16 protein-coding genes are annotated in these 20,355 nt (G+C 67.4%); 6 read left to right on the top strand and 10 right to left on the bottom strand.

Annotation, left to right across the window (positions count from 1 at the left end):
• Positions 1-328 precede the first annotated feature (328 nt).
• The 3 genes from ABD231_RS19555 to ABD231_RS19545 all read right to left on the bottom strand — a co-directional run bounded on the left by ABD231_RS19555 (position 329) and on the right by ABD231_RS19545 (position 2,481).
• Positions 329-874, bottom strand: coding sequence for a hypothetical protein (locus ABD231_RS19555; protein WP_344153608.1), 546 nt, complete (start codon positions 872-874; stop codon positions 329-331).
• On the bottom strand, positions 875-1,462 hold the full coding sequence (locus ABD231_RS19550) for a hypothetical protein (RefSeq protein ID WP_344153605.1): 588 nt from the start codon (positions 1,460-1,462) through the stop codon (positions 875-877). It abuts the gene before it with no gap.
• Between the two features lie 158 nt (positions 1,463-1,620).
• Complete coding sequence (locus ABD231_RS19545) at positions 1,621-2,481, bottom strand: proline dehydrogenase family protein (RefSeq protein ID WP_344153602.1); 861 nt, start codon at positions 2,479-2,481, stop codon at positions 1,621-1,623.
• A 60-nt stretch (positions 2,482-2,541) separates the two neighbouring features.
• On the opposite strand from ABD231_RS19545, the gene ABD231_RS19540 reads away from it, so the two are divergent.
• On the top strand, positions 2,542-2,946 hold the full coding sequence (locus ABD231_RS19540; RefSeq protein WP_344153599.1) for a PPOX class F420-dependent oxidoreductase: 405 nt from the start codon (positions 2,542-2,544) through the stop codon (positions 2,944-2,946).
• Here the strand turns inward: ABD231_RS19540 and ABD231_RS19535 are convergent.
• Positions 2,937-4,427: a sensor histidine kinase gene (locus ABD231_RS19535; RefSeq protein ID WP_344153596.1), complete on the bottom strand. Its 1,491-nt coding sequence runs from the start codon at positions 4,425-4,427 to the stop codon at positions 2,937-2,939. The two genes, ABD231_RS19540 and ABD231_RS19535, sit on opposite strands and share 10 nt — an antisense overlap.
• Positions 4,420-5,097, bottom strand: a complete 678-nt coding sequence (locus ABD231_RS19530; protein WP_344153593.1) for a response regulator transcription factor — start codon at positions 5,095-5,097, stop codon at positions 4,420-4,422. Before ABD231_RS19530 ends, ABD231_RS19535 begins: the two co-directional genes overlap by 8 nt.
• A 92-nt stretch (positions 5,098-5,189) precedes the next feature.
• Here ABD231_RS19530 and ABD231_RS19525 point away from each other — a divergent pair, with 92 nt between their 5' ends.
• The 3 genes from ABD231_RS19525 to ABD231_RS19515 all read left to right on the top strand — a co-directional run bounded on the left by ABD231_RS19525 (position 5,190) and on the right by ABD231_RS19515 (position 9,124).
• Positions 5,190-6,566 carry a DUF2079 domain-containing protein gene (locus tag ABD231_RS19525; RefSeq protein WP_344153590.1) on the top strand — a complete coding sequence of 459 codons (1,377 nt, stop codon included), beginning with the start codon at positions 5,190-5,192 and terminating at the stop codon, positions 6,564-6,566.
• Positions 6,567-6,646: 80 nt separating this feature from the next.
• Positions 6,647-8,104, top strand: a complete 1,458-nt coding sequence (locus ABD231_RS19520) for a glycoside hydrolase (RefSeq protein ID WP_344153587.1) — start codon at positions 6,647-6,649, stop codon at positions 8,102-8,104.
• Positions 8,105-8,113: 9 nt separating this feature from the next.
• Positions 8,114-9,124 (top strand): serine hydrolase domain-containing protein, encoded by a 1,011-nt coding sequence (locus tag ABD231_RS19515; RefSeq protein ID WP_344153585.1) that lies wholly within the window; start codon positions 8,114-8,116, stop codon positions 9,122-9,124.
• Here the strand turns inward: ABD231_RS19515 and ABD231_RS19510 are convergent.
• Positions 9,085-10,035, bottom strand: a complete 951-nt coding sequence (locus ABD231_RS19510) for a CPBP family intramembrane glutamic endopeptidase (RefSeq protein ID WP_344153582.1) — start codon at positions 10,033-10,035, stop codon at positions 9,085-9,087. The genes ABD231_RS19515 and ABD231_RS19510 overlap by 40 nt on opposite strands.
• 117 nt (positions 10,036-10,152) lie before the next feature.
• Between ABD231_RS19510 and ABD231_RS19505 the strand changes: the two genes are divergently transcribed.
• Both ABD231_RS19505 and ABD231_RS19500 read left to right on the top strand, forming a co-directional pair.
• Entirely contained in the window at positions 10,153-12,132 is a 1,980-nt protein-coding gene (locus ABD231_RS19505; RefSeq protein ID WP_344153579.1) for a histidine kinase, read from the top strand.
• Complete coding sequence (locus tag ABD231_RS19500) at positions 12,132-12,782, top strand: response regulator (protein WP_344153576.1); 651 nt, start codon at positions 12,132-12,134, stop codon at positions 12,780-12,782. The genes ABD231_RS19505 and ABD231_RS19500 overlap by 1 nt, the downstream gene beginning before the upstream one ends.
• Here ABD231_RS19500 and ABD231_RS19495 read toward each other — a convergent pair.
• The 4 genes from ABD231_RS19495 to ABD231_RS19480 all read right to left on the bottom strand — a co-directional run bounded on the left by ABD231_RS19495 (position 12,756) and on the right by ABD231_RS19480 (position 20,344).
• Positions 12,756-13,424, bottom strand: a complete 669-nt coding sequence (locus ABD231_RS19495) for a DUF998 domain-containing protein (RefSeq protein ID WP_344153573.1) — start codon at positions 13,422-13,424, stop codon at positions 12,756-12,758. The two genes, ABD231_RS19500 and ABD231_RS19495, sit on opposite strands and share 27 nt — an antisense overlap.
• An 80-nt stretch (positions 13,425-13,504) precedes the next feature.
• Positions 13,505-15,490 carry a DNA/RNA non-specific endonuclease gene (locus ABD231_RS19490; RefSeq protein WP_344153570.1) on the bottom strand — a complete coding sequence of 662 codons (1,986 nt, stop codon included), beginning with the start codon at positions 15,488-15,490 and terminating at the stop codon, positions 13,505-13,507.
• Positions 15,491-15,503: 13 nt separating this feature from the next.
• A complete protein-coding gene (locus ABD231_RS19485; RefSeq protein WP_344153567.1) occupies positions 15,504-18,590 on the bottom strand; it encodes an AAA family ATPase in 3,087 nt (1,028 codons plus the stop codon).
• Positions 18,587-20,344, bottom strand: coding sequence for a trypsin-like serine peptidase (locus ABD231_RS19480; RefSeq protein ID WP_344153564.1), 1,758 nt, complete (start codon positions 20,342-20,344; stop codon positions 18,587-18,589). Before ABD231_RS19480 ends, ABD231_RS19485 begins: the two co-directional genes overlap by 4 nt.
• Positions 20,345-20,355 lie beyond the last annotated feature (11 nt).

Here is a 20,355-nt window from a genome sequence, read left to right as displayed (position 1 = left end):
CAAGCACTCCAACCACAAACCACCACTTGACAGCTATAGGAGCATCCCACCAACCACCTTGCGACCGCGCGGGTGGTTGACCCGTGCACACCGTCGTACCGGCTCTTGGTGGGAGCCGAAGGGCCGCCGAGTGGCAGGACGGGTGCGTGAGTTGGCCCGCGATGGCGTGGGTCCGGTGGGCGCCGGGGGCGGGGAAGTCAACGATCGCGCGCGACCTCGCGGCGGATAGATCTGCCGTCGCATCCGATCGATCTGTGGACTTACGCGCACCTCGACCGGATGCTCTGTCGGCACAGCATGACGCGGACATCGAGTGGACGCCGTACGACTAATCCGGCGGGATGGTTTCGTGGGTTACCGGGCTTGGGGCGCCTCGGTGGAAGGGGCGGGGGATGTAGGTGGCGGGCTGGTCGGTGGGGAGGAGGGGGAGGTTGAACGAGGTGGTGTTGGGGTCCAGGTAGGCGGCTACTTCGGGGGGTTGGGCGGTACGGCGGCGTTCGAGGAGGTAGCCGTCTTCGTTGGTGCTGGTGTCTTGCCAGCTGAGGTGGATTTCCTTGGGCCGGGGATCTGCGGTCGCAGGCTGCGCCGAAGGGGCGGTGAGAGGCGTGACGCGGTAGTAGAAGGTTGTCGCCGGCATCAGGTCAGGGTGCTGGAACTCGTGCTGATCCGGGGGCAGGAAGCTGAGGATCGTGTATTCGCCGTTCTCCTCGGTCGCGTACTCGATCATCAGGTACGCCGCGTTGGTGGGCGCGCCTGACCAGCGCAGGGTGACGTCATCGGCGACCAGATCTGCGGTCAGTTGGAACGCCTGCTGCTGGTCGGTGGGGGCGCAGCCGACCAGCAGCAGGAGAGCGCAGAGGGCGGGGAGCTTCATTCACTTGCGCCAGAACTGCACGCCGCTCCACTGAACCTGAATAGGACCGCGACCGCTGTCCGTCCGGTACGAACCGAACTTGTCGTAGAAACTCCCACCAGGACTCGACATGCTGTGCTTCAGCGAACCGTTGATGTACGTCCGGTGCGCGCTGCCGACCTGGTGCACGGTGTTGACCCGGACCGTGGTTCCGACGGTTGCGCCGCCGGCGAGGGTGTCGCCGCCGACTCGGTACAGGCGGCCGCCGTTTTCCACTGCCAGCATGAAGAACGGGCCGGAGCCGCTCTCGTTGAAGGTCTGCTTGAGGCTGATCCGGCTGCCGGTCATCGACGTGATCCGGAAGGACCCTTCGAACTGCCGGGTCCCACTCGAGTACGTCGCGTACCGGCGTTCGGCTCGCTGGTCGCCGCTGGCGGTGGAGCAGGTGAGCTGGAAGCTCAAGCCGTTGATCTGGCCGCAGCCGCGCTCCTGTTCGGAGAACGACGGTGAGTAGGAGGTCCAGCCGCCAGGCTCGACCTGGGCGTGGGCGGCGGCCGGGGCGACCAGGCCGAACACAGCGGCGGTGCACAGAGTGCGCAGGATTTTCATCGCATTACCTCATCGGAAAGTCGGGGCGGTAACTGTCCGCGTACGCGAGCTCACCGTAGGGGAAACGCTTACCCAACAGCTAGGGGCTGGCATGGGATTTTTCGGAACCGAGTTCCATACCAGGTGCGCGGTGGCCTTAAGCGCCCCTTATGCGCCCCTTATGCGCCCCGCGACTCGGCCACCCGACGAAGCCAGTACCGGAACCACGACGGGCCGTACGGCACGTACACACGCGTCTCGATCCCACGGTCGCGCAGCTCGGCGAGCACCTCCGGCCGGATCCCCAGCAACTGCTCGACCGGAACCTTGCCCAGGGCAAGCAACACCGCCTCACGAAGCCGCCCGTCATGCGTCGCCAACGACCAGTCGGCCCCACGCTCAGCGAGCTGATGGGCCAACCGCAAGTAGGCGACATCCGTCGGTTCGCCGTACGGGTGGGCTCCGGTGGGTTCGACGTACGCGCCCTTGACGAGCCGGATCTGTACGCCGGCCTCCGCGAACGCGTCGATGTCCTCCGGGGACCGTTCCAGGTTCGCCTGCACCGTCGCCCCCAGCCGATCGCCGAGCCCACGACCGGCCACCGTCAGGACGCAGTCGCGGATCCGATCCGTCCGCCCGGTGTCCTCCGCGCCGATCTGCAGTCGGCGACCGCCCTCCAGCGCCCCCGCGATCCGCGCCACCCGATCGGCCGCACCGGCCGGATCCACATCGACCGCCAGATGCGAGAGATCCAGCGACAACCAGCCCGTCGTCAGCTCCGCGAGCTCCAGGTATTCGTCCACCACCCGCTCCGCGTCGGCAGCATCGACCGACAACTCACCGAACAGGTCAAGGCTCACCCCATGCCCCAACGCCAACTGCGCCTCGGCCACCTGCAACGCCTCGTCACGCGTCCGACCCGCGACGTACCGCGAAGCCGCCCGCCAGGCGTTCTCCTCTCCACCTGGCAGCCCCTTGACCACCTGCTCGAGTGTTTCGTTCGTCGCCAACTTGAAAAGCACCGCCCGGTCCCAACGCATGCCCCGAGTCTGCCAGCCTCGACAACCGCCTTCGCTCCCTTTCGGGCATAACCTCGAACCATGCCTGCCGAACTCTCCGACGCCGCCCGTGCCCTCCTCGACGACACCAACGTCGGCGTCCTCACCACCCTCAACTCCACCGGCGCCCCGCGGAACACGGTGGTCTGGATCGGCCGCGACGGCAACGACGTACTGATCTCGTCCGACGCCGCCTACTACAAAACCCGCAACCTGGTCGCCGACCCCCGCACCAGCCTCCTGGTCATCGACCGCACCGACCCGATGCGCTACGTCGAGATCGTCGCCAAGGCCGTCATCACCCCCGACGAGGGCCGCGCCCTCGCCCAGTCCCTGGCCATCAAGTACGACGGGCCCGACGCAGCCGCCGAGTACGTCGCCCTCCCGCCCGAGGTCCACCGTGTCGTCATCCGCCTCACCCCCGACCGCCTCAACGATCACACCTGAGGCAGCACGAGTTCGAACCGCGCTCCGCCGCCGGGCGCTTCGGAAACCGTCAGCGTGCCGCCATGCCGGAGCGCGATCTCCCGCGCAATCGCCAACCCGAGCCCCGCACCACCGGCATCCCGACTCCGCGCTTCATCCAACCGGGTGAACCGCTCGAACACCCGCTCCCGGTCCCCCTCGGGAATCCCAGCGCCGTCGTCATCGATCCGCAGTACGACGTCGCCGTCGCGCTGCTCGATGCCCACGGCAACTGTCGTCCGGGTGTGCCGGATCGCGTTGTCAACGAGGTTGCGAACCAACCGCTCCAGCTGCGCGGGATCACCGGCGACCATGGCTGACTCGGGCGCATCGAACGTGAGCCCAGGCCCCTCATCCACCCGTCTCGCCAACTGCCGCCGTACCAGCTCGGCCAGATCGACCGCCTGCTTGGTGCTTTCCGGCTCGGCATCAAGCCGCGCCACGAGGAGCAGATCGTCGGCCAGTTGCTGCAACCGGCGAATCTCCTCGATCGCAGTACCACTCACCCGCGGCCAGTCCGCCCGCTCCGGATGCTCGTTCGCCACCTCGAGAATCGCCCGCAGACTGGCGATCGGACTCCGCAACTCGTGAGCCGCATCAGCCACAAACCCGCGTTGTTGCTGCGCGGCCGTCTCCAACCGCCCCAACGTCTCGTTCAACGTCGTAGCCAACCGAGCCACCACATCCCCGGTCCGCGGCACCGGCACCCGCTCATGCAAATTCCGCTGACTGATCGCCGCCGCCTGAGCCCGCATCCGCTCAACGGGCCGGAGCGCGGTCCGCGTCCCGACATACGCACCAAGCATGATCAACAGCACGGCGACCGGAAGCGCCGGCCGGAGCACCTGGTCGACGCCGGCTACCGCATCCTCCGCCTCAAGAGGACTGACGACAATCGCCGCCCCAATGGTGCCGTGGAGGCGGCCGATGATGGAATTCGGCGCCGGCTTGCGCACCGCGCCGATCGGCACCACCACACGAACCGTCTCGAGCCGTCGGCCGGTCAGTCGTTCCAGACGAACGCACCTCCTGCTGTTATAGGTAGTCGGTGAGCCGCAGATCTCCTGCAGCTTCCTCGGGTCGGGCGCCGCCGCGGTCCAATAGTGGCCACCGCGCCATCCAGACACTTCGTCCGGCCGCGGCACTGGCTGAATCGGAGGAGCACCCGGCCGCAGGAGCTCAAGTCCGTCGGCGACCAGCAAGGTCCGGCCGTAGCTGTCGACGATTTCGAAGTATTCGTCCGTTCCGGCATAGGCGACCGACGGCACGCGCCCCGGTCCGCCTGACAAGATCTCCATGTCCCCGCGCATCTCGTCCAGGGTTGTCTGGGCCTGGCGCAGGGAGATCTCGTACCGCGACGTGTAGACCTCGTGGCGGATCCAGAACGCGAACCCCGCCGCCAGCAAAGCGCCGATCACACCGGCGATCACCGTCACCCGGGCGGCGGTGGAGAGCCTAGGCATGGGTGCTCCCGGTGAGGCGGTAGCCCATGCCTCGGACGGTTTCCAGGGTCTTCCGGCCGAAGGGGTGGTCGATCTTGCGGCGGAGGGCGCTCACGTGGACCTCGACCACGTTCACATCGCCGTCGTAGTGCGCGTCCCACACCTGGTCGAGGATCTCGCGTTTCGTCACAACCACATCGGGTCGCCGTACCAGGCATTCCAGGATCGCGAACTCTCGCGCGGTCAGCTCGATCGCCGCGTCTCCCCGCCGGCACGTCCGCGCCGCCGGGTCGATCACCAGGTCACCGACCTCCAGCGCGGCCCGCACCGACCCGCTGCGCCGCAAGAGCGCACGGATCCGCGCTACCAGAACGACGTACGAGAAAGGCTTGGTCAGATAGTCATCAGCGCCCGTGTCCAACCCCTCGGCCTGGTCGTACTCGCCGTCCTTGGCGGTGAGCATCATGATCGGAGTGGTGACACCGGTACGGCGGAGGCTTTCACAGACTCGGTATCCGTTCAGCCCGGGGAGCATCACGTCGAGGATGATCGCGGCGTACTCGTTCTCCTCGGCCGCCCACAACGCCTCCGGACCGGTGTGAACGACGTCCACGGTGAAGCCGTGGGACTCCAGGCCCCACTTCACCGCCGCCGCGAGGCGCTGCTCGTCCTCCACCACCAGTAGCCGCACCGGACCAGGTTCGCACGCCGTACGGATCATCCTGAAGAACGCTTCAGCTTGCTTCAGGTTCTCTTGGGCGACCCGTTTCCATACTCCCGGTCATGACGCTGACAGACCGGTTCACCCGCGCCGCCGTACCGATTGCGGAGCACCGCGCCCGGGCCTGGCCGGCCGCCGTACTGGCTTGCGCTTTCGCCGTCGTGAACACCTGGTTCGTCCTGATGCAGCACTGGTCGTACCGGACCGGCGCCTTCGATCTCGGCATCTTCGACCAGGCCGTGCACAGCTACGCCCACGGCCAGCTCCCGGTGTCGACGATCCGCGACCCGAACCTGATTCTGCTCGGCGATCACTTCCATCCGATCCTGATCCTGCTGGCGCCGTTCCACCGCGTCTTCCCGATGGCCGAGACCCTGCTGGTCGCGCAGGCGTTGTTCTTCGCGGTCTCGGTCTTCCCGATCGCCCGGCTGGCCAGTACGACGTTCGGCCGCCGGATCGGCCTGGTCATCGGGACCTGCTACGGCCTGTCCTGGGGACTGCTGAACGCGATCACGTTCGACTTCCACGAGATCGCGTTCGCCGTACCGCTGCTCGCATTCGGCCTGGCCGAGTACCTGCACGGTCACCCCGGTCGCGCGGTCGCGATCGCGGCTCCGCTGGTCCTCGTCAAAGAAGACCTGGGTATGACGCTCGCCGTACTGGGCGTGCTGATCGCGCTCCGCCCCGACACCCGGCGACTGGGCATCCTCACCGCGGTCGGCGGTGCCTCCGCGTCGTTGCTCAGTGTGTTCGTGATCATCCCGGCCTTCAGTGCCTACGGCAACTATCGCTATCTCGGCAAAGGTGGCCTCAAGGCTCCGGAGGCGGCTCTGTCCGGCGATCTGTTCACCAACGACAAGCTCTGGCTGGTGATGCTGATCTTGCTGCCAACGCTTTTCCTGGCCCTCAGATCACCGCTGGTCCTCCTGCTGCTACCGACCCTCGGCTGGCGGTTGGGCAGCACGTACATCCTCTACTGGATCCCGACCTTCCACTACGACGCCGTACTAATGCCGATCGTGTTCTGTGCGTTGATCCACGGTCTCGCCCTTCTCCGTCCACACCTGGTGGGCCGTCGGCGCCGGCTGCTGTTGCCGCTGATCGCCACCGGGCTCTCGGTCTCCTGCCTCGCCTTCTTCCTCCAGGCCGCAGCCTCGGAGGGCCCCGGCCGCCCCGGCGAGTTCGCCGCCGCTGCCAACCGGTTGATCGACCGCATCCCGGCCAACAGCACGGTCAGTACCACCAACACGATCGCTCCGCACCTCACCTCCAAAGCCGACGTCTACCTGCTCAAGTCGAACCGCCCGACGGAGTGGACCCTCGCGCCGTACGACGATCCGCAGCTCACCTATCGCTACGCCGATCTGGTCATCCGGGACGACGATCTCCTGCTCATGCATCATCCGGCGCCGACCCTGCCGCCGTTGCGCGAGCGCTGATCGTTGTGGAGGTGGGCAACTGCGGTCGGTCGGACTAGGGTCGCGGTAGCTACCTGCCGGACCGCCCCCTGGAGGCTGCAATGCGCCGTCGTACTGTGCTGGGCTCGATCGTCGCCGCTCCGCTGAGCGCCGCCGTACTGGGACAGACCTCAACCGCGTCCGCCGCGGCCGCGTCGATCGATCCGCGTAGCGACTGGGGTGCGTGGGAGGGCTGGGGGACGTCGCTGTGCTGGTGGGGGAAGGCACACGGCAACCGCGACGATCTCGCCGACATCTTCTTCACGCGGAACACGGTCGATTACCAAGGTACGGCGCTGCCCGGGCTGGGGTTGACGATCGCGCGCTACAACGCTGGAGCGTGTTCGACGAAGCCGATCAACGGTGAGTCGATGGTCCGCTCGCCGAAGATCGGCGATCCGCGGCAGATGGACGGGTACTGGCTCGACTGGTTCAGCTCGGATCCGTCGTCGTCCAGCTGGAACTGGTACGTCGACAGTGCGCAGCGGAACATGATGTGGAAGGCGCGCGACCGTGGCGTGAACCGGATCGAGCTCTTCTCGAACTCGCCGATGTGGTGGATGTGCCAGAACCACAACCCGTCCGGTTCCGCGAGCGGCGGCGACAACCTGCAGACGTGGAACCACCAGCAGCACGCCGTCTACCTCGCCACGATCGCGCGGTACGCGCACGACCACTGGGGCGTCGACTTCACCTCGGTCGAACCCTTCAACGAACCCGACGGCAGCTGGTGGAAGGCCGACGGTACGCAGGAGGGCTGCCACTTCGAACCGGCCACGCAGCGCCCGGTCATCAACGCCCTCCGCGCCGAACTGAACGCCCGCGACCTCGGCTGGATGCCGATCGCCGCCTCCGACTGCTGGGGCTACGACAACGCGCTGTCCACCTGGAACAGCTTCGACTCGACCACCCGCGGCAACGTCGCCCGCATCAACGTCCACGGCTACCAGGGCGGCGGCGGCCGCCGCGACCTCCTGTACGCCGCCGCCAAGTCGGCAGGCCGCAAGGTCTGGAACTCCGAGTACGGCGAAGGCGACGCCAGCGGCCTGTCGTTGGCCAGCAACCTCAACCTCGACTTCCGCTGGCTGCACCCCAGCGCGTGGGTCTACTGGCAGGTCGTCGACGGCGGCGGCTGGGGCCTCATCCAGGACAACGGCAACAACACCACCGGCGCGATCAACCCCAAGTACTACGTCCTCGCCCACTACACCCGCCACATCCGCCCCGGCATGCGCATCCTCGACGGCGGCAACGGCAACACCATCGCCGCGTACGACGCAGCTGCCCGAAAACTCGTCATCGTCGCCATCAACCCCGGCGCCGCGGCCTACCTCGACTTCGACCTCGCCCGCTTCACCAAACCCTCCACCGACGGCGCGGTTGTACCCGGCTGGTCCACTACTCCCGGAACCGCCCACTACCAATCCGCCCAGGACACCATCATGCACGGCACCCGCTTCTGGTCCTGGTTCGAAACCAACACCATCCAAACCTTCGAAGTACCGGACGTCACCCTCTAGGTTTGGTGGATGCAGCGTCTGCAGAAGTTCCTCGACTCCTTGGTTGCTTCCGGTTCGGCCGGCGCTCTCCTGCATTACCGAGGACCGGATGGATCGTGGATCGGCACCAGCGGGGTCACAGAAGTCGGTACGGCGGTTCCGGTCGACCCGGCCGGATCGTTTCGGATCGGCAGTGTCACCAAGACGTTCACCGCGACCGTCGTACTGCAACTGGTCGGCGAAGGAATCCTGGCGCTGGACGACAGCGTTGATCGTTGGTTGCCCGGTGTGATTCCTGCCGGCGACTCGATCAAGCTTCGCCAGTTGCTCAACCACACGAGCGGTCTCCACAACTACACCGACGATCTCCCCGACACGGCCGGCATCATCCGGGATCGCTTCGTGCACTGGGATCCTCGGGCCACGGTCGACAGCGCCGCCGTACAGCCGCTGTTGTTCGAACCTGGGGCGACCCACTCGTACTCCAACACGAACTACCTCGTGCTGGGCCTGATCATCGAGGCCGCCACCGGCAAGTCGTTCGCCAGCGAGGTCGAGAGCCGGATCCTGCACCCGCTGGACCTGCAGGGAACTCTGGTCCCGGGAGATGCCACAACGCTCCCGGAACCGCACGCTCGCGGTTACCTGACCCTCGACGACCAGCTGGTCGACATCAGCGACTTCAACGCGTCACAAGCTTGGTCCGCCGGCGAATTCGTCTCCACAGCAAGCGATCTGAACCGGTTCTACGAGGCTCTGCTCACCGGCAAGCTCCTGGGCCCGCCTGAGCTGCAGGCCATGCAGACGACGGTTCCGACCGATGAGGACTTCCACCGCAGCGGCCTGGGCCTCAGCCGCATCGCCCTCCCGAACCTGACCTTTTGGGGCCACGCCGGCGGCATCTTCGGGTACCGGACCTGGAGTTACCACGCCGCGGACGCCATCCACCAGCTCACTCTCTCGCTCACAACCACCACCGACGACACCCCGCCGCCCCCGACCTACGAGATTCTCGCGGACGCGTTCACGGCCGGCTTGTAGCGCTTGGCCAGTTGGAGGATCAGTACGGCGAAGAGCACGATCACGGCCATGTCGACGGCGACGTACTGCCAGGGCATGTCGGCGGCGGTCTCGTCGGTGCCCAGACCGCCGACGTACGTCGAGGACATGATGAACGAGGTCAGGTTGTTCGTGACGTGCAAGGCGATCGCGGCCTCGAGGCCGCCGGTGCGGATGGTGACCAGGCCGACGACCACACCGAAGACGACGAGGTCGATGAAGCCCCAGACCGTGCCCCAACCGTGGGCCGCCCCGAAGAGCAGGGCTTGCGGGATCACGATCAAGATGGGGTTGCGGAGGAACGAGCCGGTTGCCTGAAGCAACCAACCGCGGAAGATGAACTCCTCGGCCGCGGCCTGCAGCGGGACGAGACAGAGCAACGTCACCAGGGTAACGGCGAACGTCCCCCAACCCACCCAGGTCTCCTCGGACGTCGTTTCCGGCTCGATCAGCGCGCCCACGACACCCATCGCGACCATGCTGAGACCGAGGGCCAGTACGGCGAGGGCGAAGCAGCGACCCAGCCAGGACAACCGCAGCCGGCCGGTCACCGAGGTGACGGATCCCAACGTCCGTCGCTGAATCCACCACACCGTCAACGCCAGTGCGGGAATGCCGAGCGCGATCCCTGCCAGAGTGAGTGCGGTGTCGCTCAGGTCGCTGAGGATCCGAAACCCGTCGGCATCCTTCGGGAGGTCCAGGGACGCAGCCATGCTCTCGAACTGCCCGAACACCCACATCTCGGCGACAATGCTCAAGCCCAGCAGGACGAACGTACCGACGATCGGCCGCCACCAGTCATGCCGGCCGGTCACCCGCGCGAGCTGGTCGTACGTGGCAGGTTCGACGATCTGCGGAGCCGGAGCGGGCACCGCCGGATGTGTGATGGTCATAGCTCAAGTCTGGTGACGGACGGTCGGATTCGCGTCGGCCGGAAGCACGATCACCGCCTCTATCGCTGGGTAGAGACGCCCGGTCGCCGGGTAGAGAACCCCTATGCTTTGGCCCTGATGGAACACGTCCGCAACTGGCTGCTGCCGATCATCCTGGGTGCCGGGTGGATCGCGGCACTGCCGTTCCTGGCGAAATCGCCGGAGTTCCCGATGAGCGACGAAGAGCTCGTCGCAGCGATCGCCGCGTCGATCGTGGCCGCGGTCGCCTTGGGCTTCCGCCGCCGCGCACCCCTCACGACGCTCGGGGTGACCACCGCCGTACAGGTGATCGGTCACGTCGCGACCCCGCCACTCGGCTTGGCCGTTCTGCCGGTCGAAGTTGTCGCCTTGTACTCCGTAGCAGTGCGCTGCACCTCGAAAGTCAGCTGGCGAGCGGCCGGCGTCCTGGTCGTCGTCCAGGCCCTGACCGCACTGATCGTCTACGGCCCAGGCCTGGAAACACTCGGCGATATCGCGGCCAACCTGATCTTGTACGGCATCATCCTGGGCGGTGGCCAGAATCGTCGCCGCCGGCTCGCCGCTCGCGAGTCCGACCTCCAGCAACTGCGTGCCGCAGACGCCCGCCGGCTGGTCGCCGCAGCCGCGGAACGCCGCAGACTCGCCCGCGAATTGCACGACGTCAGCGCTCACCACCTGACCTCGATCGTCGTCAGCGGTACGGCGGCCGAGCGGCTGGCCGACAGTCGGCCCGAACTGGCCGCCGAGGCCCTGACCTATGCCGCAACCACCGGCCGCGAAACCCTGCGGTCGCTGCACCAACTGGTCGCCATGCTGGAGACAGGCGGCCGTGAACAGTCCGAACCGCTCAGCATCCGAATCGCCGGCCTGGCCGACGCCTTCACGCGGTTGGGCCAACAGGTCGTTGTCGACGTCACCCCCGATCTGAACGGGCCGCCTGCTGAAGCGGTCTTCGGCATCGTCCGGGAGTCGCTGACCAACACGCTGCGGCATGCGCCGGGGGCCGCCGTACGGGTCCTGGTCACGCAGGCGGGCGACCGCGTCGACGTACTGGTGGAGAACGGACAGGCCACCGGTACGGCGACGTCCGGCCAAGGCGGTCAGCGCGGAGTCACCGGCATGCGAGACCGCGCTCAGGCGGTCGGCGGGACCCTCACCGCAGGCCCCGGCCCGGACGGCGGATGGCAGGTCCGCGCGACTCTCCCGCTTGCCGCTGCCGCCCCTCTCCCGGCTGGCGCTGCCGCCACCCTCCCGGTTGGTCCGCGGTCGGGCGTGCGGTGGCAGGAACGGTGGTTCGCCGACTCCGGCGTACTGCTTGCCGTCCTGCTCCCAGCCGTCGGCGGGACGATCGGCCTGATCTCCGAGGAACCGGGGCTCGACGCGGCGACGATCAGCCTGGCGATCTTGCTGGCCCTGATCCCCGGCCTGATCCTGCTCGGCCGCCGAGACCGCCCCTGGACCGTGGTCGCCGGTGTCGCCCTCTCCGGCTTCCTCTGGCCGCTCGCGCTCGCTCTCGGCTGGCTACCTGACGCATTCGAGCCGGCGCTGGCGTTCTCCGTCCTGGCACCTGCGGCCGCCGTCTACTCAGTCGCGCTGTACGGCGGGGATCCGGCCGTCAGCGCCCTGTCGATGCTCGCGTCCGGAGGCAGTTTCGGTCTGGCCTCGGCAGCCATCATCATGCACACACCGGCCGAGGACGAGGACCCGGCGTTCGCGTTCGCCGTCGGCGGCCTGATCGCGTTCATCCTGGTCATGCTGCTGCTGGCCTGCTGGGCGACCGGCGTCCTGATCCGGCAGCGGCGAAACCAGCACCGGGACCACACCGGCGAGACCCTCGCCAGACTCGTCTGGGCGACCGAGATGGAAGTCCACACCGAGCGCCAGCGGATCGCCGCCGGGCTGCATTACAGCGTCCTGACCCGAACGCACACGATGATCACTCTCGCCGAAGCGGGCCGCCTGTCCGACGTCACCGCCGAAGCACGTTCTGCGTTGACCGCCATGCGCGAACTACTCGCAACCCTGGACGAGGACGGCGCTCCGGCCCCTCGCTCGCCCGCTGAGAAGGAGCTGTCCTGATGACTGTCCGGGTCCTGGTCGTCGACGACCAGACAGTGGTCCGCGCCGGCTTCGCCGCCATCGTGGACGCCGAGCCCGACCTGACCGTCGTCGGCCAAGCCGGTGACGGCGCCGAGGCGGTCGCACTCGCCGCCGAGGTCGACCCAGACGTCGTACTGATGGACATCCGCATGCCCGGCCTGGACGGCCTGTCAGCCACCCGCCTGCTCACCGAGAAAGGCGACCGACCGCGCGTCCTCGTCCTCACCACGTTCGACCTGGACGAGTACGTCTACGAGGCCCTCCGCTCCGGCGCCTCCGGCTTCCTCCTCAAGGACGCCCAAGCCGACGACCTCCTCACCGCCATCCGCGTCGTAGCCGCCGGCGACGGCATGCTCGCCCCCGCCGTCACCCGCCGCCTCATCCAAGCCTTCGCCGCCGGCGCCCCCACAACCACCAAGGACCTCTCGAAACTCACCCCACGAGAACGAGAAGTCCTCACCCTCATCGCAGCCGGCCTCACCAACGCCGAAATCGCCGACCGCCTGGGCGTCACCATCGGTACGACGAAAACCCACGTCAACGCCCTACTCACCAAACTGAACGCCCGCGACCGAGTCCAAGCCACGATCATCGCCTACGACCTAGGCCTCGTCCGCCCCCGCACTTGACGCCGTACGGCGTTTGTCCGCACACACGAGCGCCAGCCAGGTCCAGGCCAGCACGACCGCGAGGTCGAAGGCAATGATCGTCGGCCGACTGCCCGCGCCACCGCTCAGTCCGGCGAAGGCTGCGAAGAACAGGACGCCGGTAGCCGCCGAGAACCGCGCGAGCCTGCGTCGACCGATGCTCCGGTAGTGCCGCGCCACCACCAGACAAGCAGCGATCAAACCGCCGAACCCGATCGTCCCAGCCACGAAATGCCCCATCCCCCGCGCGCTGATCTCCGCATAGTCCGCCGGCGTTCCCACCGGAAACCCCGCCCCCGGATCAGCCGGAAACGCCGCGGCCAGCAACAGCCCGACCCCGTAAAGCCCCACCAGCCGAGCTCCCCACACCAGCCCGGAACGCCGCAGCCCAACGGCCGCCGCAACCGTTAACACCCCCGCGACCACGAAGTTCAGGGTCTGCACCCACCCGGGCCCTCCGTTGGCCAACAAGCTCGCCGGATGACGAGTGATGTCGAACCCCGCCCGAGTGAATGCCTGCCCCAAGACCACCGCCACATACAGCGGCCCAGCCACAACCCCACAGCCCAGCAGCGCCCGAGCAGACACCCGAGCCACCGAAACAGTCCCGCCGTTGACACTCATGATGCGATCCTCCGAAGTAGGTGAAGTGCTCCATCACCCACGCGTCGATCACACCAGCCTCAATTCGACACCCCTGCCCGTCAGACGACGATCTGATCGAAGGACTCCAGCGGAACGAACACCGGTTCGCGACTACTGACGGCTTCGTCGCCGATCCGCGCCTGGCCGAGCGGATCCGCGGGGATGTAAGCGGACAGGTCGTACCCGGTCGCGTCGGCGAGGTCGGCGATCGCGATCTGGAACGTGCGGTACGGACCAAGCACGAACCCTTCGACCGCCTCCACCCGCGACCGCTTCTCGAGCAGTTCGCGAATCATGTCGCCTTGACTGAGCAGGTACGCCGTCGCGTGCAGCTTCTTGCCGCCACTCGCCGGCATCACCACCAGCTTCCAGAACTCCCGCGGTACGGGCAGCCCCTCGACGAGCTCAGGATCATCGGCACGGAAGACCGGTCCGGTGAACACACACGTCTTGAAACCCTTCGTCCGGGCGCTGTCGAGGATGTAGTTCTCCAGACCCAGCCACAGTTGCTTGCCCTGGTTGAGTTGCGAGTGCTGGAGGGCCGCGTTGACGTAGTGGAACGTGTCCGCGTTGGCCTCCTTCGCCAGCGGCGTCGCGTCGTTGATGCTCGTCGCAGCCACGTCCCAGTTCGGGTCTTCCCGCCGTACCATGTGCCCGCGATCGATCTGCGGATCGCTGTAGTCGGCCTGCGTGAGCTGGATGTCCGCCGGGATCCGCTTGTCGGCGAACCACTTGTCCCGGGTCCGCTTGATCCGCACCGAGTGCTCACCGTCGATGTTGACCGCGGTCATCAACGGCTGCTTGCGGTCCGCGCGGTACTTGACGCCGAAGTGCGTGTAGCGCAGCTCGAACGGCTGGTCGGGTACTTCGTCACTCGGCTGTGCGAGCGTCGCCTCGGTGTCGGCGTCGAGTACGGGCCACGGCGCGGCCAGCTTCTTGCCGAGGAACTGCGGGTCGTACCCTGCGCGTCCGGCGAAGAACGTGGCCGCGTGCGTCCCGTCCACCGCCTCGGTCGCCGCCTTCTCTTTGGGGCCACGGGCCCTGCCGCCCACCGGCCGCTCACCCGCCAGCAACCGCTTCAGTGTGCCGACACCAACAGCATTGTTCTGTACGCCGTACTGTCCGGAGAAGTGCAGTCCGACCACTCGCTTGTTCTCCAGGCTGATCAGCGGAGAACCGGAGTTCCCACCCAGACTGGTGCAGTCGTGGCTCAGTGCCTGCCCACCGCCGAGCGGCTGCATGACGAACCCAGGCGCGAACCGCTTCACGTCGAAGATGCCTTGGAAGTAACGAGCCTGGTCGTTCTTGTCGTTCCGCGAGTCATAGGCCGGGTACCCGACCAGCGCGACGACCTGGTCGAGCTCCGCCTCTTCGTCGGCCAACGGCAGCGCGGACGGCAGACCGGGCTCGCCCTCGATCCGGAGCAGCGCGACATCAGGCGACGCATCGTCGGCGAGGTAGATGATCTTGGTGACCAGGACCGGTGTCGCGTCGCCCGGGTTGGAGTGAACCTCTTCCTTGAAGTCGAGCTGCGCCTTGTACAGGATCCCGGCCGGCGAACGCATGAAGACACCGCTGCCGTCGGCCACCCGGGCAGCGACCAGCTTGGCGACGTGCCGGTTCGTGGCGACGATGCGGCTGGTCGCGGTCGGCTCGTCGATGACCCAGCCGGTACCGCCCCACTGCATGTCGTGGTTGACGAACTCCACCCGCCCGACGGACCTCACGAACGGCTCGACACCCTTGATCAGCGTGTCGGTACCGGCAGCGAATTCGGGCAGCGGCTGCAGCACCACCTCGTCGTTCTCGACCAGCAACGGCGGCCGCCCGAACCGCCGTACTATCGCCTCCAGTGGGTCGATCGGCAGCACGCTCTCCAGGTCATCGCCTTTGTCGAGCAACTCCGCATCCTGCTCCGACACCAACACGTGCGGAACCTCACCCGCGGCGATCGCCTCCGTAATCACCTCGCGCAAAGCGGGATTCTGCAGCCGCTCCTCAACCCGCGCCCGTCGTACAGCCTCGTCCTGCGTTCCGTCTGTCATTGCCCTTCCCCCTCTAGATCTTGTAGCGCCGCCTCTGCAGCAGCACTGCCACCGGTGGCACGAACGCACTCGGCACGTACCGCCGGAGCAGCACCTTCGCTGCACACATCACGTCTTGCTCATCCCGCGCAGCGCGAAACACCTTCGGCGCCCGCCGTTGAAGCAGCCCGAGTACGTCGTCAGCTGCGAACCCCGGACACCACGCCTCGAGCTGCGCCTTGGCCGCCCCGTACTGATCCGGCCTGTCCTGCAACGCCGTCAGCCGATCCGCGATCGAGACGTCGACCGCCCGCGCCCACCCCTTGGGTTTGGCCTTCGACCCGTAGGACCACGAGCCGGCAGTCGTCCGCCGCCACCGCTCAGCCGCCATTCCCACGAGCCGCAGATCGGCGTCCTCGTGCAGAAACGCCGCAGCCCCAACCGCCTCCGCCAGCAACCCCAGATCAGCCAAGACTTGCAACGCCTGCGCCGTACCGAAGTTGTGCCACCACCCAGAACCGTCCGGCGCCAGGAAACCCAGCCGGTCGAGCCCTTCCCCCACCGACGTCATCCACGGACCGAGGTACTGGTGATCCGGCAGCTGGCTCATCGTGCTGACCAGGTCAGCGAACGGCGACAACGTTGCGAACGATCGCGCTGCGAGCACCAAGGCGTCGGCATTGTCGACATCCAGCGGACCGGTGTGCGCGACGATCCGCTCCAAACCGGGGGAGCCGCCGGAGAAGGCGGGACCGGTGATGCCAGGTCGCCAGCAGGTCGCGGCGCTAACAACCACGTCGTACGTCTTGATGCTCCGCTCGATCTCGACCCCGGCCCGCTGGAAGGCAAACCGGAGCGCCCCATTCGCCAGCCCAGCCGTCGACTCGAGCGCCGATCTCATCGCGTTCCGTCCGGCGTCCGGATCGTCGCGCAGAGCTTGTACGCACGTGTCGAAGTCGAACTCAGCACCCATCTCCAGCCGGCACATCAGGTCGATGAACGCAGCGCTCTCTTCTGGCTCGAACGGATGCCCCGCACCTCCTCGCACCCAGCCGCCGTGTCGTGTCAGCAGATCGCGGGCTTCGCGCCAACGGCCGGAGCGCCAGAGGAACGTGATGGCTGGGATCGCGTCCGGCCCGGTCGGGTCGAACGACGCGTCGGCGTACGCACGGTCGTAGATGTAGTTGGCCTCAGGCCAGTCCGAGCGTTCGTTCATCGCCCGCAACTCGGCGACCGCGTTCGGGTCCAGTGCTCGACCTGGCGCGGTCCGCTCGCCGCGGTAGCTGGTCGATCGCTCGCCTTGGCTCAGCAGTACGACGTCCTGCGCGACCTTCGGCAGTTCCGCAATGGTTGCCGGGTCGAACTGCGCGAGCACCGCAGGGTCGATCGGCGGGACCGCGGACCGACGGCGCATCAGCTGCAACTGGTGATACGCCGACTCGACCGCGCACCACGTCTCCGGGCGCGCCCCGAACCACTTCGCCGCCGCCCGGTCGATACCCGCGGACTTCGCCGGCTCCGCGTCGTACAGGAGTGGGAGCAGCACAGACCGCATGTCCTTGCGATGCCGCACGAAACCACCGACCGCTGGTTCGACCAGCCAGTGCTGACTGGCGAGAGTCTCGAACAACTCCGCTGCCCGCGCGGCGCTCAGCCCCTTGAGCCCCACCCGCGGCCCGACGACCTCGCGGATCACGTCGGCGTTGATCAGCCGCACGACAAGCCCCGGAACTGCTAGCTTCTTCAGCGCCTCGTCGTCGAGCCGGGACAGGATGAAGCGGTACAGGTACGGGACCGCTAGCTCGCCACGGCCGCGCGCCTTCGGCAGGTCCTGGGTGCCGTGCTCGTTCGCGAACTTCGCCGCCAACCGCAGCGCCAGCGGATTCCCGTCGGCGATGGTCCGGAGGTCGGCCCATGACTCCGGGTCGACATCGAGCCGCGCCAGCAGGTGATCGGCGCTGTCAGCGTCCAGACCGGTCAACGGGATCTGATCCTCCACGTGCGGACTCGTACCGTCCAGGGCGCCGCCGCGTCCGGCACCGACGATCGCGATCGGCACGTTCAGGACGGTTGCGAGCTGGTTCAGCCAATCGAACAGCCGGACGGGATGGGTCTCGCCACGGGCCCGCAGTACCTCCAGCGTGTCCAGTGTCAGGAAGATCCGGCGCGGTGGACTACTGAGCGCGTTCGCGAGCACGGGACCCAACTCTTCGGGCACCCGCTCCTGCCCCTCGCCCTTGAGCAGAGGCGCATTGGCCACACGCTGCCGGGCCTGCTGGATCCGTTCCTCGGAACCAGGAAGTTGCGCCGATACCTGCCGAGCAAACTCCAAAGTCAGCCCGACCGAGTCCAGTACGTCGAGTCCTGCCCGATCGAAGTCGAATCGGACCACGACCCACTCGTCGTCCCGGCCGAGGAGAGTCGCGGCGACCTCCTCGAGCAGCGCCGACTTCCCGATTCCGGGCAGACCATCGACGTACAGGGCCGATGCCGGCTGCCCGGCAACCGCGTTGCCGAGCCAGCGCACGATCCGCGCGATCTCCGCCTGACGTCCGAAGAACCCGCGGTCCTGGTTGGTCGCCGCGACGAGATCCAGATGGGTCAGTGCCGCGTTGACCCGAGGCACCTGCTCATACGCCGGCGCGAGCGATCCGGCGCGCCCGAGCCCAAGAGCAAGGCGCTCGAGCACCTCGCGGTCCGGATGGTCACGCACCGCCGTGGCGATGGCATCAGCCGTGAAGATCCCGACCGCCTCGATCGCGTTCAGCAGGTCCTCCGCCGGTTGGTCCGGCTCCTTCTCCCAGCGCCAGGCCACCGCGCTCTGCACCCGATCGTCGGCCGCGAGTCCCTTCAGGATCCGTCGGCGCTCGGCACCACGCATCAGCCACTGCCCGGTCACGGCGGACAGGATCGTGTCACACGCCTGCGAGAGACCGGCTGCGATCGCGGTCAACTCGCTCGGACCGGCCGTCTCCACCTCGTCGATACAGCGCAACGCCTGAACCGGGTCGAACGGACCTGACAAGGCGGCATACACCCGCGCCTGGTCAATGCCTTGGGCAACAATCGGCGGTTGTTCGGCGACTGCTCGGTTCGGCAGCACCTCGTCGTACTGGGTCATGGTGTTTCTCCCTGCGCGCGCAGGAGCGCGAGGTAGGGCTGCAACCTCTCGACCACCGTGCCGAGATCCTTGGCCGCATAACGCTCGTTGAACGGGACGAAACCTTGCAGCGCGATGTCGGCCTGGCTGTCGATCACGACCGGATCGACCTCTTGGGTGAGCTCGGTCGCAGCCCGGGTCAGGCAGTCCTTCAGATCCGCCTTCGTGAACCCGACGAGGTAGTCGACGACCAGCCCGGCCGGCCCGTCGCCGCCGGCGACATCAGGTGCGGCGAACTCGAGCCCGGCCAGCCGCACGGTCTCGAGACCGGCGACGACGACCCGAACCTGCGGCAACGTCAGACACGCGGCGATGAACCCTTCCAGATGCAGCCGGGTCGGGTCCGACATCCGGCCGGACGGGCCGTCGAAGAAAAACCACACGGTTCGTCCCAGCTTCGCGGCGGCCTCGTTCACAGCGAGCGCCAGTCGAGCCGCCCGGTCCCGTGCCGCTGCCTCCGGAGCCGCTTGCACCGGATCGACCCCACCCGGCGACGGCGGCTCGGTGACAGCCAGTCCGGATGCCTCGACGCGCTGCGTGATGTCCACCATCAGGTCGGGCACCGCGTCACCGACAGGTATCCGGACAGCGAGCTGCGCACCGCCTTGTCGAAGCAGCAATTCGTCGAGGATGCGGTACGAGAAGCCGAGACCGGTCTCGTCGCTGTCGGTCCGCTTCACCCTGATCCCACGGACCCGCGTACTACTCTTGCTCGCCTCGGCAACGCTGCGGACGAAGAGATCCCGGCCGATGACGAGGCGATCACTCCGCCCGTCCAGGTGCCAGAGCTCGGTCGGCGAGATGTCCTTCTGGATCAGCCCGGCCACGGCATCGAGGAACAGGTACGCCGGAACGAACCGTCCGTACTTACCTTTGCCCGCCTTGCCTTGGTGCAGCCCGAAGAACTCGAACCGTTCGTTGAAGCAGGCGCCGCCGGAGGAGCCGCTGGCGGTCTTGACGTTGTGCCGCAGGCGGACGCTGACGCCGCGGATCTTCCAGGTCGTTCCGTCGCCCAGCCCTTCGTCCACCCCGGCCGGAAAATCGAGCAGATACAGCTTCATCCGCGACGTCGCTGGCGGCGCGGTCGGCGGCATCTGGACGAACCCGAGGTGCCGCGCGGCCGGTTTGCGCAGCGTGAGCAGGGCGACGTCATGACGATTCAGTACGTCGGCATCCTGTCGCGGCGCGATGCTGTTCCACTCGTCTGCGCCACACGGGGACTCGAACGACGGCGGAATGGCGGCCTCGTGGGTGCTTTTGTCGGACAGCACCACTTTCACCTGCGGCGGTGGGCTCTCCACGATGCCTGGGCCCTCGCGCCGGACCACGTGCCACGTGGTGAGCACCAACCCGGGGCCGACCAGGCAGCCAGAACCCGCGAACCGGTTGTCCACCTCGATCCGGCACCGGAAGCTCTTCGCCCGTTCCAGGAAGTGGTGCATGCCCTCGATGTTGATCCGCCCGCCACCGGCCGCCGTACCGTCGATCTCCACTCCGCGGGCCCGCAGCGCCTCACCGAAGGCGTCGAGAAGATCGAGGCCGCGAAGCTGAATGATGCACTGCTCGGCGGCATCTATACCGAAGAACGCTGCCGCCGCCGCGATGGACGCAAGGTTCAGCGGATTGGCGACGTCCTGCTGGATCGCCGCCAGCGCCTCGTCGGCGACTGCCGGAAAGGTCTCGATGATCTCGATGAGCTCGGCTTCGTCCCACATGGGAAGGCCTC

This window comes from Kribbella yunnanensis, from assembly GCF_039529655.1.
GTDB classification, from domain to species: domain Bacteria; phylum Actinomycetota; class Actinomycetes; order Propionibacteriales; family Kribbellaceae; genus Kribbella; species Kribbella yunnanensis.
This window is presented reverse-complemented; position numbering and strand designations above follow the sequence as displayed.